This window comes from Bradyrhizobium oropedii, assembly GCF_020889685.1.
GTDB classification, from domain to species: domain Bacteria; phylum Pseudomonadota; class Alphaproteobacteria; order Rhizobiales; family Xanthobacteraceae; genus Bradyrhizobium; species Bradyrhizobium oropedii.
Map to the genome: position 1 here is coordinate 1 of NZ_JACMYO010000181.1, position 17,495 is coordinate 17,495.

General features: G+C 66.0%; 17 protein-coding genes and 1 pseudogene. 8 read left to right on the plus strand and 10 right to left on the minus strand.

From position 1 onward, the window contains the following. Window positions 1–41: 41 nt before the first annotated feature. Together H8A95_RS34370 and H8A95_RS34375 are read right to left on the minus strand one after the other, a co-directional pair. A complete protein-coding gene (locus H8A95_RS34370; protein ID WP_229187175.1) occupies window positions 42–1,637 on the minus strand; it encodes an MDR family MFS transporter in 1,596 nt (531 codons plus the stop codon). Window positions 1,638–1,842: 205 nt separating this feature from the next. After that, window positions 1,843–2,364, minus strand: a complete 522-nt coding sequence (locus tag H8A95_RS34375; RefSeq protein ID WP_229187176.1) for a YcgN family cysteine cluster protein — start codon at window positions 2,362–2,364, stop codon at window positions 1,843–1,845. 287 nt (window positions 2,365–2,651) lie between these two features. Between H8A95_RS34375 and H8A95_RS34380 the strand changes: the two genes are divergently transcribed. From H8A95_RS34380 to H8A95_RS34390, 3 genes are read left to right on the plus strand one after another with little or no spacing between them, the layout of a single operon-like run. Beyond that, window positions 2,652–4,925, plus strand: a complete 2,274-nt coding sequence (locus H8A95_RS34380) for a transglycosylase domain-containing protein (RefSeq protein WP_229187177.1) — start codon at window positions 2,652–2,654, stop codon at window positions 4,923–4,925. Between the two features lies 1 nt (window position 4,926). Beyond that, window positions 4,927–5,505 carry a DUF1214 domain-containing protein gene (locus H8A95_RS34385; protein WP_163156611.1) on the plus strand — a complete coding sequence of 193 codons (579 nt, stop codon included), beginning with the start codon at window positions 4,927–4,929 and terminating at the stop codon, window positions 5,503–5,505. Continuing rightward, window positions 5,502–6,122, plus strand: a complete 621-nt coding sequence (locus H8A95_RS34390; RefSeq protein ID WP_229187178.1) for a DUF1254 domain-containing protein — start codon at window positions 5,502–5,504, stop codon at window positions 6,120–6,122. Before H8A95_RS34385 ends, H8A95_RS34390 begins: the two co-directional genes overlap by 4 nt. Here H8A95_RS34390 and H8A95_RS34395 read toward each other — a convergent pair. Beyond that, window positions 6,119–6,964, minus strand: coding sequence for an MBL fold metallo-hydrolase (locus tag H8A95_RS34395; RefSeq protein ID WP_229187179.1), 846 nt, complete (start codon window positions 6,962–6,964; stop codon window positions 6,119–6,121). The genes H8A95_RS34390 and H8A95_RS34395 overlap by 4 nt on opposite strands. A gap of 91 nt (window positions 6,965–7,055) precedes the next feature. On the opposite strand from H8A95_RS34395, the gene H8A95_RS34400 reads away from it, so the two are divergent. Next, window positions 7,056–7,916 (plus strand): LysR family transcriptional regulator, encoded by an 861-nt coding sequence (locus H8A95_RS34400; protein ID WP_229187180.1) that lies wholly within the window; start codon window positions 7,056–7,058, stop codon window positions 7,914–7,916. On the opposite strand, the gene H8A95_RS34405 is transcribed toward H8A95_RS34400, so the two are convergent. Together H8A95_RS34405 and H8A95_RS34410 are read right to left on the minus strand one after the other, a co-directional pair. Next, complete coding sequence (locus H8A95_RS34405) at window positions 7,913–8,680, minus strand: hypothetical protein (RefSeq protein WP_229187181.1); 768 nt, start codon at window positions 8,678–8,680, stop codon at window positions 7,913–7,915. The genes H8A95_RS34400 and H8A95_RS34405 overlap by 4 nt on opposite strands. Before the next feature lie 16 nt (window positions 8,681–8,696). Further along, window positions 8,697–8,891 (minus strand): hypothetical protein, encoded by a 195-nt coding sequence (locus H8A95_RS34410; protein WP_163156621.1) that lies wholly within the window; start codon window positions 8,889–8,891, stop codon window positions 8,697–8,699. A gap of 295 nt (window positions 8,892–9,186) precedes the next feature. On the opposite strand from H8A95_RS34410, the gene H8A95_RS34415 reads away from it, so the two are divergent. After that, entirely contained in the window at window positions 9,187–10,119 is a 933-nt protein-coding gene (locus H8A95_RS34415; RefSeq protein WP_229187182.1) for a DUF2336 domain-containing protein, read from the plus strand. On the opposite strand, the gene H8A95_RS34420 is transcribed toward H8A95_RS34415, so the two are convergent. Continuing rightward, a complete protein-coding gene (locus H8A95_RS34420; RefSeq protein WP_229187183.1) occupies window positions 10,116–10,460 on the minus strand; it encodes a DUF1491 family protein in 345 nt (114 codons plus the stop codon). The genes H8A95_RS34415 and H8A95_RS34420 overlap by 4 nt on opposite strands. Window positions 10,461–10,686: 226 nt before the next feature. Between H8A95_RS34420 and H8A95_RS34425 the strand changes: the two genes are divergently transcribed. Next, complete coding sequence (locus tag H8A95_RS34425) at window positions 10,687–12,330, plus strand: ankyrin repeat domain-containing protein (RefSeq protein ID WP_229187184.1); 1,644 nt, start codon at window positions 10,687–10,689, stop codon at window positions 12,328–12,330. A 102-nt stretch (window positions 12,331–12,432) separates the two neighbouring features. Here the strand turns inward: H8A95_RS34425 and H8A95_RS34430 are convergent, their stop codons facing one another. Together H8A95_RS34430 and H8A95_RS34435 are read right to left on the minus strand one after the other, a co-directional pair. Then, complete coding sequence (locus tag H8A95_RS34430) at window positions 12,433–13,185, minus strand: peptidoglycan-binding domain-containing protein (RefSeq protein ID WP_229187185.1); 753 nt, start codon at window positions 13,183–13,185, stop codon at window positions 12,433–12,435. Beyond that, window positions 13,178–15,007, minus strand: coding sequence for a PAS domain-containing sensor histidine kinase (locus H8A95_RS34435; RefSeq protein ID WP_229187186.1), 1,830 nt, complete (start codon window positions 15,005–15,007; stop codon window positions 13,178–13,180). The genes H8A95_RS34430 and H8A95_RS34435 overlap by 8 nt, the downstream gene beginning before the upstream one ends. 402 nt (window positions 15,008–15,409) lie before the next feature. Between H8A95_RS34435 and H8A95_RS34440 the strand changes: the two genes are divergently transcribed. Then, on the plus strand, window positions 15,410–15,793 hold the full coding sequence (locus tag H8A95_RS34440) for a DUF5330 domain-containing protein (protein WP_229187189.1): 384 nt from the start codon (window positions 15,410–15,412) through the stop codon (window positions 15,791–15,793). Between the two features lie 132 nt (window positions 15,794–15,925). Next, window positions 15,926–16,354: a SufE family protein gene (locus H8A95_RS34445; protein ID WP_229187187.1), complete on the plus strand. Its 429-nt coding sequence runs from the start codon at window positions 15,926–15,928 to the stop codon at window positions 16,352–16,354. Between the two features lie 5 nt (window positions 16,355–16,359). Here the strand turns inward: H8A95_RS34445 and H8A95_RS34450 are convergent, their stop codons facing one another. Together H8A95_RS34450 and H8A95_RS34455 are read right to left on the minus strand one after the other, a co-directional pair. Next, window positions 16,360–16,773, minus strand: coding sequence for a Ros/MucR family transcriptional regulator (locus H8A95_RS34450; RefSeq protein ID WP_229187188.1), 414 nt, complete (start codon window positions 16,771–16,773; stop codon window positions 16,360–16,362). A gap of 183 nt (window positions 16,774–16,956) precedes the next feature. Continuing rightward, window positions 16,957–17,495 (minus strand): annotated as a pseudogene (locus H8A95_RS34455) (DUF308 domain-containing protein); the annotation flags it as partial.

Below are 17,495 nucleotides of genomic sequence, written 5' to 3' on the forward strand. Positions count from 1 at the left end.
CTGCTTTCGCAGGGACGACACCTGCGAGCTTGGCTACAGCCCTACTCCGCCATCTCCGCCGGCGGCCGCGTGGCGGGGCCGGCGAGCGGGCGCTCCTCCATCGTGATCATGCAGATCGAAGCGGTGGTCAGCAGCACGGCGGCGGCGCCGAACACGTAGCGGAACGCGGTGATCATGTCGGCCATCGGGATCGCGCTGACGGTACCGGCCGCGGCGGCGTGATGCTCGCCGGCGAGCGAGATGTCGGTGCCGAGCGTCATCAGCAGGATCGTGGTGAAGGCCGCGACCGTGAAGGAGGCCATCATCGCGCGAAAGAAGTTCATCGCGCCGGTGACGGTGCCGACCTGCGGACGCGCCACCGCGTTCTGCAGCGACACCACGCTGATCGGGAATGTGGTGCCGAGCCCGAGCGCGAACACGCTCATCAACAGCAGCAATCCCCACAGCGGCAGCGTCGTCACCGCCATGCCGACGGCACAGATCGCGGCGACCGAGGTGCCGACGATGGCGACACGCTTGTAGTGCTTGGCCTTCGCCATGGTCCGTCCGGCGATCGCCGCACCGAAGGTCGAGATCGCCGCAAGCGGGATCAGCGCCAGGCCGGCCTCGCTGGCAGTCAGGTGATAGACCACCTCGTAATAGAGCGGCAGGTGCACGGTCAGGCCGACCATGGCGCCGAGCGCGCAGCCGCCTGCCCCCATCGCGAACGGCACCACCGAGCCGCCGAGCAGCGACAGCGGCAGGAACGGCTCGTCGGCCCGGCGCGCATGCCAGACAAAGGCGCCGGCGAGCGCGATCGAGGCGCCGATCATCGCCGTGATGGTCGGCGACAGCCAGGACAGACGGGTGCCGCCCCAGGTCAGCACCAGCATCAGCACCACGGCGGAGGCCATCAGCAGCACGCCGCCGAGCCAGTCGACCTTGCGCTTGCGGTGGAACACCGGGATCTTGCTCATCTTCGGCAGCAGCAGCGCGAGCGCCGCAGCCGCGAGCGGCAGGTTGATCCAGAAGATCATCGACCAGTGAAGATGCTCGGCGAAGACGCCGCCGACCACCGGGCCGAGAATGCCGCCGGCCATCCAGACGCTGGAGAAATAGGCCTGATAGCGGCCACGTTCGCGCGGGGTGACTACGTCGGAGATCACGGTCTGGACCACGGGCATGATGCCGCCACCGCCGAGCCCCTGCAGGCCGCGGGCAATGATCAGCATCGTCATGCTGGGCGCGACCGCGCAGAGCACCGAGCCAACCACGAACAGGCTGAGCGAGGTGATGATCATGACGCGGCGGCCATAGATGTCGCTCAGCGTGCCGAACACCGGCGCCACCGCCGTGGAGGCGAGCAGATAGGCGGTGATCACCCAGGACAGGTTGGTGACGTCGTGAAACTGGCGTCCGATCGTCGGCAGCGCGGTCGCGACAATGGTCTGGTCGAGCGCGGCCAGGAACATCGTCAGCATCAGGCTGATGACGATGGTGCGGACTTCGTCCGGATTGAGCGGTGCAGGCGGTGCCAGCGGCGGCGCGTCGCTGAGTTCGATCACCTCGCTCGGGAGGTGAGACAGCTCTTCCGCAATGTCGTCAGGCAATGTGGATTGGTCGGCAGGAAAACGGCTCTGCCGTTCATACTTGTTCATTTGGGGGCGTAATGCTGCTGCGCGGACGCGTCCCGCGATGGAATCATTCTCTGCTTCGCAATTTATGCAGCAATTCGCTGCTGAGGCAGGCACCCCAGCGCATGGGTGCATCCCGCGGCAGAGTTCTCGCGATGACGTGATCGCAGAACGGCCTGCGCCAGCTCTCGCGGCGCCATCGTTACGGCTCGTAAATCTGCTCGAAAATCTACTTGGAGAGCTTCGGCCGCTTCTTCAATTGGGCCCGTTTCGGCAGCAAAGCCGGCCACCGCACAATGTGATCCTCGAGATCGGCGTCGTTGACATCGATCTCGGTGCCTTCCACCCGCCCGCGCACCGAGACCCCGGCTTCATGAACGGTGTTGGGATCGCCGGAGATCAGGGGATGCCACCAATAGAGGTCCCGCCCCTCGGCCACGAGCCGGTAGCCGCAGCTCGGCGGCAGCCAGTTCAGCGTCCGGACGTTTTCGGGCGTCAGGCGGACGCAATCCGGAACCTGGTCGGAGCGGTTCGGATAGTCCTTGCAGGCGCACAGGCCGGAATCGAGCAGCTTGCAGGAGATGTGGGTGAAGTAGATCTTGCCGGTGTCCTCGTCCTCGAGCTTCTCCAGGCAGCACCGTGCGCAGCCGTCACACAGGCTCTCCCATTCGGCGTTGGACATCTCTTCCAACGTCTTGGTTTTCCAGAAGAATCCCTCCTGGTCCGACGGGCGCTTGGGCGGTGCGGTCATGATATCCCTGACATGGCGGTAAAGCTCTTCTTGGGACGCCGGCGCCGGCTCCGCAAGGGGGTGTTGTTGCGGGGTCGAAAAAGCCGGTGGGCAGCGTTAGGGCTTTCATTAAATTCACCAGCCGCGCCATTGGTTTATGGCAGCCGCTCGGATAGAACGTGGAACGAGTCCCCAACGACGCAAAAGCGCCTTGGGATTGCCGCAACATCGAAGCAAGACGCTGGCCTGTGCCCATTTGGGCGCCCGCAGCGCTGTCAAACTGATCAAGGGTCCGGTCCTTTCAGATCATGCCGTCGCATTGGAAACAGAAGGTCCGGAATTTCTTCCTGGACCTCGATGCGCGTATCGACTCGACGCTGTTCTCGTCGGGCAAGGGCCTGCGCGAGCTCTACGAGCGCTATTCCACCTTCATGGACCGCTTCTATGTCGGCCGCTGGAAGCGCTGGGTTTTCATCGAGCCGCTGTCGGAAGCCGCGACCCTTGGGCTCGGCGGCATGATCCTGATGCTGACGCTCGCGATCCCCGCCTTCCGCGAGACCGCCGACGAGGACTGGTTGAAGAAGTCCGACCTCGCGGTGACCTTCCTCGACCGCTACGGCAACCCGATCGGCAGCCGCGGCATCAAGCATAATGACTCGATCCCGCTGGAAGATTTTCCGGACAATCTGATCAAGGCGACGCTCGCGACCGAAGACCGCCGCTTCTACGACCATTTCGGCATCGACGTTCCGGGCCTCGCCCGCGCGCTCGTCACCAACGCACAGGCCGGCGGCGTCCGCCAGGGCGGTTCGTCGATCACCCAGCAGCTCGCCAAGAACCTGTTCCTGAACAACGAGCGCACCATCGAGCGCAAGGTGAAGGAAGCCTTCCTCGCCATTTGGCTCGAGACGCGGCTGACCAAGAACGAGATCCTGAAGCTCTATCTCGACCGCGCCTATATGGGCGGCGGCACCTTCGGCGTCGACGGCGCCGCGCATTTCTATTTCAACAAGTCGGTGCGCGACGTAAACCTCGCTGAAGCCGCGATGCTGGCCGGCCTGTTCAAGGCGCCGACCAAATACGCCCCGCACATCAACCTGCCCGCGGCGCGCGCCCGCGCCAACGTCGTGCTCGACAATCTCGTCGATGCCGGCTTCATGACCGAGGGCCAGGTGTTCGGCGCCCGCCGCAATCCCGCCGTCGCGGTCGACCGGCGCGACGAGAATTCGCCGAACTACTATCTCGACTACGCCTTCGACGAGATGCGCAAGCTGGTCGACACTTTCCCGAAATCCTACACCGAGCGGGTCTTCGTGGTCCGCACCGCGATCGACATGAACGTGCAGAAGGCGGCCGAGGACGCGATCGAGAACCAGCTCCGGCAGTTCGGGCGTGATTATCACGCAACCCAGGCCGCGACCGTGGTCTCGGATCTCGACGGCGGCATCCGCGCCATGGTCGGCGGACGCGATTACGGTGCGAGCCAGTTCAACCGCGCCACCGACGCCTATCGGCAGCCCGGTTCGTCGTTCAAGCCTTATGTCTATACGACGGCGCTGCTGAACGGCTTCACGCCGAACTCGAAGATCGTCGACGGCCCGGTCTGCATCGGCAACTGGTGTCCGCAGAACTATGGCCACTCCTATTCCGGCCAGGTGACGCTGACGCAGGCGATCACGCGCTCGATCAACGTCGTGCCGGTCAAGCTCTCGATCATGCTGGGCGGCAAGGAAGGCCCGAAGGCCGGTCGCGCCAAGATCGTCGAGGTCGCGCGTCGCTTCGGCCTCAAGGCGCCGCTGCCCGATACGCCGTCGCTGCCGATCGGCTCCGACGAAGTCACGGTGCTGGAGCACGCGGTGGCCTACGCGACCTTCCCGAACCGCGGCAAGGCGGTGACGCCACACTCGGTGCTCGAGGTGCGTACCGGCGCCGGCGATCTGGTGTGGCGCTGGGACCGCGACGGACCGAAGCCGCGTCAGGCCATTCCGCCGAATATTGCCGCCGACATGGCCGGCATGATGAGCCACGTGGTCAGCGAAGGCACCGCGCGCCGTGCCGCGCTCGACGGCATTCCGACCGCGGGCAAGACCGGCACCACCAACGCCTATCGCGACGCCTGGTTCGTCGGCTACACCGGCAACTTCACCTGCGCGGTCTGGTACGGCAATGACGACTATTCGCCGACCAACCGCATGACCGGCGGCTCGCTGCCGGCGCAGACCTGGCACGACATCATGGTCGCAGCGCATCAAGGCGTGGAAGTGAGAGAGCTCAACGGGGTCGGCATGGGCCAGAAGCTGCCGCCGCAGCCGGCACAAGCCAATGCCCAGGCCAACGCCGCGCCGCGCGTGCTGGAGACCAAGCCGGGTCCGCCGCCGGTGTTGACCAAGCGCGGTGCGGATATCCTGGTGCGGGTCGAGAAGCTGCTCGACGACGCCGCCAGAACCACCGGCAAGACCACGCTGAACGAGCCCTCGAAGACCGGCAAGGCCGAGTCCTCAAGCGCGCTGGCGTTCCCCGAAAACTACGTTGCCGCGGCCGGGCCGGACGGCGCGACGCCCGTAGCGCCACGCAAGAACTGACGTGCGGCTCCTCCTCACCACCTTGCTGGCCCTCGTCATCGCCACCGCCGTCGGCCTCGGCCTGACCTACGCGACGGCGACCCGCGGCACCGATCTCGGCACGCTGAAGATCGGCGCCTGGACCGCGCGGCCGAAGAACGGTACCTCCGACGTCGATCCCTATTCGCGCGCCACCATCGCGCGCAGCGGCGAGCTGCCGATCGGCACGGGCGACGGCATCGCGTTCTCGGCGACCGCGGATGACAAGAACAAGCCGCTCGACGGCCGCTGCGACATCGTCGTCAGCGGCGTGACGCCGGCGGCGCGGTTCTGGACGCTGACGCTGTTCGACCGCAAGGGGCACCTCGTCGCGAATTCGCTGCAGCGCTACGGCTTCACCAGCCAGGAGATCATGCGCGCCTCCGACGGCACGTTCGAGATCCACATCGCCTCGCGCTCGCGCGCCGGCAACTGGCTGCCGACCGGCGGCATCGAGCGTTACGCGCTGATGCTCCGGCTCTACGACACGCCGGTCGGGGTTGCGACGCGCACGCAGCGCGACGCGCCGATGCCCTCGATTGCCACGACGGGCTGCCCATGATCCGGGTGCTGTTCACGATCCTCGCAGGCCTGCTGCTCGGCGGCGTGGTGCATCTCGTCAGCGTGCTGGCGCTGCCGCGCATCGCCTCGCAGGACGCTTACTCGCGACTGACGCCGATGACCAAGCTCAACGAGGTGACGCAACTGCCGCTCGCCGACCCGAGCCACTCGCCGATGCCGCTGATGGATCCGGCATTCGCGGTGGCGATCTGCCGCTACGATCTCTCCACCGGGCCGCTCAAGCTCACCGTGCCGGTCAGCCAGGCCTATACCTCGGTGTCGTTCTACACCCGCAACGAGGTCGCCTATTACGCGATCAACGACCGCTCCGCCGGCAAGAAGGTGATCGAGCTCGACCTGATGACGGAAGCGCAGCACAACGAGCTGCCGGAGGACGAGGAAGTCACTGCGGCCGACCGGCTGATCATCGACTCGCCGACCTCGACCGGCCTGATCCTGCTGAAAGCGCTGGCGCCGGAGCCCGGCCTGATGCCGCAGGCGCAGGCCTCGCTCGCAGCCTCCTCGTGCAAGGTGCAGGCCGAGCCGGTCGCGGCGAAGCAGGAAGCACCGCCGCCGCTGCCTGCGCCGGCTCCGCCGCCGGCGGCGCGCAAGCGCTAGCTCGCACCGAATGCGTGCCGGCCGCCGCAGCGGCAGGTGTCGTAGTCGACGGGATCGTGGCTGTTGACGATCGTAACATCAGCGCCATGCGTCGCCTTCAATTGGCGCAGCCGTTCCTGGTTCTGCATCCGCGTCGCGCGATCCATGTCCGCCCGGCGCTGGAACAGGCCGAGCACCAGCGGGATCCGCGGTCTGGCGTCGAGCTGCGCGTGATGGAAATAGGCATCGCCGGCGTGCAGCAGCCATTTGTCCTTGTCGCGCACCGCGATGCCGCAATGGCCCAGCGTGTGACCCGGCAGCGGGATCATCAGAATGTCCGGCTCCCGATCGCCGAGCGCGCGCACGCCCTTGAAGCCGAACCAGTCCTCGCCGGCGGCGCCATAGAACGCCCAGTCCGGCCCGTGCCTCCACTGCGCCGCGATGTAGCGCCCCTGCGGCGGCGCGACCTGATGCGTCACCGCCATATCGTATTCCCTTCGATGGACATGCACCTTGGCCTTCGGAAAATCAGGCACGCCACCGGCATGGTCGCGATCGAGATGGGTCAGCAGCAGATGCCGCACATCATCGGGCGAGAAGCCGAGCGCCTGCACCTGGCGCACCGCGGTCTCGGCCGGATCGAGCCGCGGCGTCGTCTGCCGCACCCATTTCCGCCCGAGCCGCGGCGGGTCACCGATGTCGTCGAGCCCGATACCGGTGTCGACCAGCACGAGCCCGTCATTGCTCTCGACCAGCAGGCAGTGACAGACCATCCGCGCGCGCTGGAAGATGCTACCGCTGCCGTTCACGAGCCGCTTTCCGATCGGGCACATGGTGCCGGTGTTGAGATGGTGGATGCGCATGACAATTCCTCCGCTGAAGCCGGTGCAGGCTTGCCACTCGCCTTTCCATAGGTAGAATATTGTCTTTCTATCGATACGATAGGATACAGCTATGGATATCCGCGAACTCCGCTACTTCGCCGCGGTCTACCGCGAGCGCAACTTGACCGCTGCGGCGAAGCGCTGCTTCATCTCACAGCCATCGATCTCGGCGGCGATCACCAATCTCGAGGCCGAGCTCGGCACCACGTTGTTCATCCGGCACAAGAAGGGCATGGCGCCAACGGCATCCGCGGCGCTGTTTCACGGTATCGCCCGCAGGATCATCGACGAGGCCGACGCGGCGCGAAACCTGTTTCGCAAGCCGGCGACGAAGCAAGCGCTGACGCTCGGCCTGTTGCGCACGCTCGACCAGGCCCGAACCATCGCCCTGTTGAAGCCGCTGACAGGCAACGCCGACCTCGCGCTCCGGCTGGTCGGCGCCAACGAGAAGGCCGACGCGCGGATCGTCGCCAAGACCATGATCAGCGCCGCCGAGCACTTCATCCCGCTCTGGAGCGAACGTTACGTCGCGGCGCTGCCGCCGTCGCATCCCCTCACCCTGAAGGAGACGCTGCGGACCACCGACTTCGCAGGCGTTCCGATGATCGATCGCTGCCATTGCGAGCAGCAGGAATTCTTCAAGCGCGCCTCACCGCCGCGCAAGCCGGTGGCGATCGCGGAATCGGAGGAATGGGCGATGGCGCTGGTTGCAGCCGGAGTTGGCGTTGCGATCGTCCCCGAAGGCGTTGCGCGCGGCAATCCTGATGTCGCGATGCGTACGATCGATGTCGACGTGACGCGCCAGGTCGGCCTCGCCTATCCCTCGGCGCAGCCGCCGTCGGATGCGCTGAAGGCGTTCATTGCAAGCCTGCCGCGGCAACCAAGCGGCCGCCGCGTCGGATCAGCAGCGAAGAAGGCGAAGCGGGCTTAGCCCTTTGTCACCACGGCATGGCCCGTGACCGGCGCGGAGATGAGCGGCGCGCCGGCGGTGAGCCGCGCGAGCTCGTTGATCTGGCGTTCGGCGTCGGCGGCCATGCCGTCGGGGGCCTGGATCACCAGCCGCTCCAGCGCCCAGCGATAGGATGCGATCCGCCGCTCCAGGCTCTGCTGGACCCACTGCACGATCAGCGTGTTCTCTTCCATCCGCGCCACCGCATCGGCCCGCTCCTTCGGCGACACGTCGGCAATCATCTTGAGACTGGCACTGCGCTTGCGGTCGAGCTCGATCACCTGGGCCGCGGTGGCGAAGAACGGTTCGAAACGGGTGATGTCGTCGCGCACCTCGTCGATCAGCAGCGAATAGCGCGAGGCGAACGAGCGATGCGGCTCGTCGATCAGATTGCGGCCATACATCGTGCGATCGAACACGACGTTCTGCCGCCATGGTGCGGGCAGCGGCTGGTAGTCGCCGAACACGCTCTTCCACGCCGGACGCGACAGCGGCGGCTCGATGAACTGATAGGCGAGATCGCGCAGCTGGCGCTCGTGCTCGGTTAGCTGGAATTGCGAAGCGTTCTTGCCGACGCTGCCGGTCGCCTCGGCGCCGAGCCAGCGATGCATGTCGTCGTTGCGGAAATCGGCGCGGGTGCGGCCGAAATCGCCGCCGCTGCAGCCCGCGAGCGCCGAGCCCGCCAAGAGCAGGATCAGCGCCGGGAGTGACCGCCGAGCGGCAGTCCGCTGCGCAAGCTGCGGCATTGCACGAGGTCCGCGATCAGGAGCGGCGTCGGCGACGGCGGCCCTGCGCAGTGCCCTGCTCCGGTCCGCGACCACCGCCGGTCTCTTCCGTCGTTCGCTCGATCCGGACGACGGGAAGGATCAGCACGGTCCCCACGCCTTCGCCGGCAGCACCGACAACGCTCGGCCGCCTTGCAGCCGCATCCGCCGGAAACTCAACGATGGTGCCCATGTTCCGTTCTCTCTGGCCCCGCACGGACATGATTTGCCCCGCGCTCGCCGAGTTAAGAACGGGCATGGTTAACGACATGTTAAACTGTCGATACGGACGGTTACGGATATGGCGCTGTGCCTTAATGGACACGCGCAAATCCAAGCATTCGCCTTCACGGCTTGTTTTCCTTAACTGCGTCTTAAAACAGCCTGCGTAGGCTCGCTGCCACAAGGTTTTCAAACCGAATCTTACTGGCAAGTCGCGTACGCCCGAGATGAGCGCAGCTCCGCTATTTCCTGGTTTCGATGGGCTGATGACGCTCTCCCGCCGCGAGGGCGTCGATATCCGCCCGACTTTGCTGCGCGTCCTGACCGACCTCTATGTGCAGGCAAGCGCGCACTCCGCTGATGAAGAGCGCCAGTTCGTCGAGCTGACGTCGCGCCTGATCGACGAGGTCGATGACGCGACCCGCGCAGCGGTCCGCGCACGGCTTGCGATCTATCCGGCAACGCCCGCAAGGATCATGGACAAGCTCGGGTTGCGGCGCGGCGGTCCGGACCAGCCGATGCCGGCGGCCGCTCCAATTCCCGCCCCCACCCCCTCCGCGCTGCCGGCCAAGATCCCGACCGAAGCCGAGCTGCGGATGGCAGCGAGCCTCGCCATGCGGCCGAACGATGCCGCCGAAATCTCCGACATGTTCTTTGCCGCCAGCGCCAAGGAACGCGCGCAGATCCTGCACAATCTGCAGGAGACGCCGCTGAAGGCCGCCGCGCGGATTCCGGCTGCCCGCGCCGCGCGCGCGATCCATATTTTGGAGATGGCGGCATTTGCCGAGGACCTCGATAACTTCACGCTCGAACTCGGCGAGGCATTGATCCTGCCGTCGCGGATCGCGGCCGAGGTCGTCAACGATCCCGGCGGCGAGCCGCTCGCCTGCGCGATGCGGGCGCTTGACGTGTCGAGCGCCGCGTTCCAGCGCATCCTCATGTTCCTCAATCCGGAAGCCGGCTCGTCGGTCAACTATGTCTATCGGCTGTCGCGGCTCTACGATCGCCTGAGCGAGCGCTCGGCGCTGGTGATGCTGGCGGCATGGCGCGGCTCGACCATGGCGGTGGCGCGCAACAAGTATCGCTCAGCGCTCTATGATGATGAGCGCCATCGCGTGCGCGCGGCGCCGTCGCAGACGCGACCAGCCGTGCAGCCCGGCAGCGCGCCCGCCATCCGCAACCAGAAATCCGGTAGCTAGTTTTTCGCCAGATCGAGAAAGTGCCGCCCGGCGCGGTCTTCGGTCTCGACGATCCAGGCATCGGGATCGAAGCGCAGCTCCTTGATCAACCGCTCCTCGACAGACGGCTCGGACACCGGCTGCTGCGCGGTCGGCACGAACAGCCGCTCGACCGGACGGCTGTCGTCATAGACGGTCTGCGGCGCCGGCGCGTACAGCATCGCGTTGCCGTCCATCAGTGCCACCTTGACGAACACGGCACCGGCTTCCTCGGCGCCCCTCTTACGGACTGCGCCGAACACGCCCTCGGTCTGGCAGCGGCGCAGATAGGCAGCAACCCAAATACTGGTTTTCAATCGCATGCGCCGACCTATAGGCCAGCGCCGCAGCCACGTCCAATTGTCACAGATGTCGTCACGCAGCGGCGGGTTGACCGATACAACCCTCGCTCATATCCTAACATCTGCGGTGCAAGCCGCGCCCGGGTCCACGGGAAGGGTTGAACCCACTTGCACCGACTATGCGGCCAACCAAGCCTTTGTGCAGCCGGTTTTGTGGACCATCGGCGATTGACGCACGGAGGTTGCCATGAACCGATCGCCCGCGCGATTGAATCTCGAACATCTGAAGAAGCAGGCCAAGGAGCTCATTCGCCTTTACCGGCGACAGGCTCCGGAGGCTTACGCTCGTTTCCGGCAGGCGCTTCCGGCTGCGGCCGGGCGCAGCGACGCGCAGATCGCAGCACTCGATCTGCGGCTCCACGACGCGCAGTCCTGCGTGGCCCGCGATCTCGGCTTCGCCTCATGGCCGGACCTGCGCCGCTACGTCGAGGCGCAATTGCCGCCGGGCAAGAGCAGGGACGATCGCGTGCGGCGATGGTTGCAGCTGGTCTATGCCGCTGATGTCGACGGCACCAGCGATCGCGCCCATGCGCGCGTCGCGGTACGGATGCTCACCGAGGATCCCGGCCTGGTGGCCGACGATCCCTATCTCGCCAGCGCCGTCGGCGACGAAGAGACGGTGCGTCGTACCGCCGACAACGATCCGGCATGGGTCAACCGTCCCGGCGGTCCCCTGAAACTCCCGCCGCTGGTGGCGGTGACGCATTCGAGCCTGCTGCAAATTCCGGAGTATCAAACGCGCCTGCATCGCTGCGCGCGCCTGTTGCTGCAGGCGGGCGCCGATCCCGACCAATACATCGGCAGCCGCTGGCCGCCCGGATCGCTCGACGCGCCCGACGACAGCAATCCGCTGTCGGCATTGTATGGCGCCGCCGGACGCAACCACGATCTCGAGTTGACGAAACTGTTGCTCGAAGCCGGCGCCGATCCGAACGATAATGAATCGCTGTACCACTCGCTCGAAGGCTCCGTGACGACAGGCCTGCTGCTCGAGCATGGCGCGCGGATCGCGGGCACCAACGCGATGTACAAGGTGCTCGACGACGAGAACGTGACGGCGCTGGAACTGCTGCTGCGGCACGGCGGCAATCCGAACGAGCCCGCCGGCAATGCGCCGCTGGCGGATAGCGGATCGCCGCTGATGTGGGCGATCCGGCGGCGGCGATCACGACGGTGCATCGCGACCTTGCTCGACGCCGGCGCAGACCCGCACATCACGACACCGGGCGGACTCAGTGCTTATCGGTACGCATTGCAGTTCGGCCTGACCGAGGTCGCCGGACTGCTGCGCCAACGCATCGGCGACGAGACGATTGCCGACGACGAGCAGTTCGTCGCGGCATGCTCCAGTGGCAACGAGAGCGAAGCGCGGCGGATCCAGGCCGAAAGGCCCGATCTTCCGGGGGCGCTCTCTGCGCAGCAGTTGCGGTTGCTTCCCGAGCTTGCCGCGGCAGGCGCCGACGATGCGGTGCGGCTGATGGTCAAGCTCGGCTGGCCCATCGCGGTGCGCGGCGGCGATTGGGACGCGTCGGCGCTCAATCACGCGGTGTTCTGCGGCAATGCCGCGCTGACACGCTTCCTGCTCGAGCACGGCGCCGAGTGGACCGAGCAGCACGGCTTCGGCGACAACGCGTCGGGAAGCTTGTCGTGGGCCTCCTGCAATGAACCGGTCAGTGGCGGCGATTGGGTGGGCTGCGCGCAGGCCCTGCTCGATCACGGCATGCCGCGCGCCATTCCGGATCGCGACGATCCGGAATGGGTGCTCCTCGGCGGCCGCAGGAAGCTGTTCTCCGACGAGGTCAGGGACGTTCTGCTGGGCGAAGCGCCCTAACCCGTCATGCCCGGGCTTGTCCCGGGCATCCACGACTTTGGTGCCGCCCGAAGAAAGACGTGGATGGCCGGGTCAAGCCCGGCCATGACGCGAGGGCAGGATCTAGTCGATCGAATGCCCGATCATCGTGCTGAGCTCGTGCACCAGACGATCGGACATCTGTCCGGTCACCGGCAGCTTGCGCGCGCGCTCGAATTTCGCGATCGCCGTCTGCGTGTCCGAACCGATCGTGCCGGTCGGCTTGAGCTGGCCGTAGCCGTACTCAGTGAGCGTACGCTGGACCGCGGCGATGCGCTTGCCGGCCGGGCTCAGATGCGACGTCGGGATCGGCGCCGGCGGACGAATGACGTTGGACGGCGCGGCGGCCGACGGAGCTGCAGTCGACTTCAGCACCAGATTGGCCATCGGATCGACCGGCTTGGCTTCAACCGGCTTGGGTTCAGCAGGCCTCGATTCAACGGAGCGGGCCTCGGCCGGCTTCGTCTCGACGGGTTTCACATCGATCGGCCTGGACGGCTCCACGGCGGCCGGCTCGACCGAGCGGGCAGCCGCCTCGGCTGGACGCGGGCGCGGTATCGGGCTCGCCGCCGCGGCAACCGGGGCGGTCGGCGGCGGCAGCGTCACCACCGAACCGCCGAACATCGGCGACGGATGACGGCCGGCCTGCAGGAACAGCGCATTGATCAGGATCGCAACGATGGCCGACAATGCCAGCACGCCGGCGACCAGATCCTTCGGACTATGCAGCAGCAGACGCAGCACGAGGCCGCGCTCTTCCTCGGGCGCGATGGCCACTGCCTTGGCGCCGCGGCGACGGCGCGGCGTTTCGTCGTCGTCCAAAGTCTGTCTAGGCACTCTTCTTCACCTGATGGGTTTGCTCTTGTAGTCCGGATCGCAGCGCGGGCTTCAAGGTCGATACATTGCTCGTTGGTTCGACGGCGACCGGCGGGGTGAACGCCAGCGGCAGCGCGACCGACACAATGGTGCCCTCGCCCACCTTGCTCTCCACGTTCATTTCGCCATGGTGCAGGCCAACCAGCCCCTTCACGATCGAAAGGCCGAGGCCCGTGCCTTCGTGGCGGCGCTGATAGGTCTTGCCGGCCTGGAAGAACGGATCGCCGATCCGCTTGAGATCGTCGGCGGCGATGCCGACGCCGGTGTCCGAGACACGCAGCAGCAGCCGCGATCCCTCGACGCCGGCCGACACGGTGACCTTGCCGCCGCGCTCGGTGAACTTGATGGCGTTGGAAACGAGATTGAGGACGATCTGCTTGAACGCGCGCGGGTCGCCGTTCACGACCGGCAGATCGTCTGGCACGCGGGTGACGAGGTCGACGCCGCTCTCGCGTGCCTTCAACGCCACCAGATTGCAGCAATTGAGCAGCGCCGGCCGCGGCGCAAACGGCTCCGGCGAAATCTCGAAATTGCCGGACTCCATCTTCGACATGTCGAGGATGCCGTTGACGACGGACAGCAGATGCTGGCCGGAGTCGTTGATGAGCTGGGCGTATTCCTTGCGGCGGGCCGCGTCGAGCCCGAGCACGTCTTCCTGCGCGATCATCTCGGAGAAGCCGATGATGGCGTTGAGCGGGGTACGCAGTTCGTGGCTCATGGTGGCGAGGAAGCGCGTCTTCGACGCGTCGGCCTGCTCGGCGGCATTGCGCGCCTGTTCGAGCGCCTGCTCCTGCACCTTGCGATCGGTCACGTCGCGGATCACGGCGACAACCTCGGCATCGGCCGCGGTCTGGTCGAGCGGACGGCAGCGCATCTCGACCCAGATGAATTCAGCGGTCTCGCCGCGCGCGGCGTCGCGACGCACGCGGAACTCGACGCTGCGGGGCTCGCCGCGCGCCGCGTCCGACAGCGCGGTGAGATAGGCCGGGCGATCGGCGACATGAACGCGGTCGAACAGGCCGTGAGCGAGCAGCCGCGATGCCGGCACGCCGAGCATGATCTCGACCGCAGGCGAAATGAAGCGGACCGCGCCGTTGCGGCTGTGCCGCGACAGCACGTCGCTCATGTTATGCGCGAGCAGGCGGTAGCGCTCCTCCTCGACGAAGAGCAACGCCACGCTGGTGCGCGCCAGCGACTCCGCGCCGAAGGCGAGCCCGGCCGCGTAGAAGATCGCCGAGACGACGCCGAAACCGACCAGCGTGCTGTTCGATGCAACCGCGGGATCGACCACCGGCAATATGTGATAATGGCCAAGCACGCTGAGCAGCGCCGCGCAGATCATCGCCAGCGCAAACGCAAAGGCCACCACGCGCCGCGAGGCCGACAGCGCCGCCTCGATCGGAATGACGACGAGCCACACCGCGGCGAACGACGCGATGCCGCCGGTCGACGCCGCGATCATCATCACGAGACCGGCAAGCGCCAGTGACGACAGCACATGCGCGCCTTCATAGCAGCCGGTACGCGACAGGAACCAGGACAGCAGGATCGGCGCGATCAGCCAGGCGAAGGCCGCGACCTCGATCGCCGTCGGCGCGCCGCGCATCGCCAGGAAGGCAGGGAACGAAGCCAGCGCCGCCAGGCTGCCGAGCAGCCGCGGCGCCATGAAGGCACGGTGCCGCGCACGCGTCAGCGCATCATATTGCGCCGACGGATGCAGCAGCGCATCCAGGCAATCGCGGATCAGACTCAAACTACTCACAGCACTCGCGCTTCGGCTCAATCGTCAGTTAGACGCGCCGGAACGCCTCCTTCGTGATTGAAGGTCAACGTGTCAGAGCGAACTTAAGCGAACGCTAAGGCGGGGCGGCCTGCTGCCAAACACCGTGCATTGGTGAGGGTTCGATGCCGCTATTCACCGGTCATTTGTCGGGGATGGTGAACGGCTGGTTTCCGGATGCGACGTTCTATGGTTTCGAAATGGTGGACGCTTTGCATGCGCCACCATCAGCGGCCATCAATCGAAAATTTACGGCGAATCAATTCAGGCGAATTTTCCGCGATTTTTCGGCGGATTTACTTCAATGCAGATACTTCCGATTTATCGACCGGTGCTACCCCTGAGGCAAACAGCGGCATCGACCGCGCAAGAAGCAAAGACAAGATAGACGACCGGGATCGCGCCATGTTCTTCCTGCTGCGTTTGGCTTTCTGGCTCGGGCTGGTGCTCGTGCTGCTGCCGAGAGACAAAACACCTGAAGCGGACAAGACGCCGCAGATCAGCGCATCGGACGCGGTGTCGGCCGCGACCGCGACGATCAACGACATGGGTCAGTTCTGCAAGCGTCAGCCATCCGCCTGCGAAGTCGGCGGCCAGGCCGCGACCGCGATCGGCCAGCGCGCCACCGACGGCGCCCGCAAGCTCTACCAGATCATCACCGACAAGAAGCCGCCCGACCACACCGGCTCGATCGGCAGGGACGATACCGATTTCGCGTTTGCCGTATCCCGCGATACGCTGACTGCGGACGACCAGACCATCGAATTCCGCCTGCCGCCGACGCCGTGAGCGCTTTCGAGCGCGGTGGATGCCGGTTCGCGTGAGGAAAACGCGTCAAAACCACCGGGAACCGGTTCCATTTTCGTCGCTTTCGCGGCCCGCCTTCCTATATAAGCCGTTAAGGACAGGACGCGGACCACGATGACGACGATCGACGAAATCAGGGACAATTTTGCGCTGCTGGACGAGTGGGATGACCGCTACCGCTACGTCATCGAACTCGGCCGCACGCTCAAGCCGCTGTCGGAGGCCGAGCACTCGGCCGAGAACAAGGTGCAGGGTTGCGTCAGCCAGGTCTGGCTGTCGAAGCGGGTCGAGCGCGATGCCAATGGCGAACCGCGCCTGATCTATATCGGCGACAGCGATGCCCATATCGTGCGCGGCCTGGTCGCGATCGTGCTGACGCTGTTTTCCGGGCACACGCCGAAGGACATCCTCGCGACCGACGCGCTCGCACTGTTCGACGAATTCGGCTTCCGCGACCATCTGACGCCGCAGCGCTCCAACGGCCTCCGCTCGATGGTCGATCGCATCCGCAACGATGCGCGCGAGGCGCTGGCGTCCGCGTAAGTTTCTTACTTCCGCTTCCGCGCCTGCTGGCCCAGTCCCATCTTCTTGGCCAGCTGCGATCGCGCCACCGCATAGTTCGGCGCGACCATCGGATAGTCGGCCGGCAGCCCCCATTTGTCGCGATACTGCTCCGGCGTCATGTTGTACTGGGTGCGCAGATGGCGCTTCAGCGACTTGAAGCGCTTGCCGTCCTCGAGACACACCAGATATTCGGGCGTGATCGACTTCTTCATCGACACCGCAGGCTTGGCCGACTCGCTCGGCGTGTCGGTGCGCCCGCTCGACACACGCTGCAAGGCGGCGTGGACCTGGCTGATCAGGTTCGGAATGTCCGAGGCCGGCGTCGGATTGTTGCTGAGATAGGCCGAAACAATGTTGGCGGTCAGCTCGACCGGCGTTTTGCCTGACGTATCGGACATGGCTCAACCTTCCCCGTGCTCTCGACGGCGCGGCGTTGCGGGCTGTTCGGACAGTATCCGAGGGCGAAAATACATTAATAGAATCGCGTACTACTTCGCGAATATGATCGGATTACAGGAAATCTGACAAGAACGCCCGTGTTTTAGACTTCGGGCCGCACGCTCGCAAGTATTCCGGTAGATCTACGGCCGTTGCTCCAGATGCGAGCGGAGCTCGTCGATCGAGGCGAACCGCATCATGCCTTCGGGCATCTGCGCCTCGATCGATCCATCCGAATAGAGCGAATAGGCCATGCCGTCCACCACGCCCGATTTGAGCACGGTCACGGGGGGCTGCTCCTGGGGCGGCGGCGGATGGCCTGATGACGGCGAGGCGGCGGGCGACTGGGTCTCGCCGAAGGTTGACGGCCGGGGCGTGCGCCGCGGCGCGACATCGACCGACCTCGGCCGGTCGGCCTTCGGCCAGGCATCGTCGAACGTGGCGGGCGCGGGTTCGGCCGAAGCGGCCGGGCCCGGACGCAGCTCCGGCGACAACAGATCCGGCGTCAGCGGCTCGGCGGCACGCGTCTGGGTCCGCTCACGCTCCTTCCGCGAGGATGAGAACAGCAGGTTGCGCCGCTTCGGCGGCGCTGCATCGTCCGCCGGCGTTGCGCCCGGCACGGGCGGCGGCGCCTCGCCGGACGAGCTGCGCGCGGCGATTTCGTCGTGCCAGGGCGGCGGCG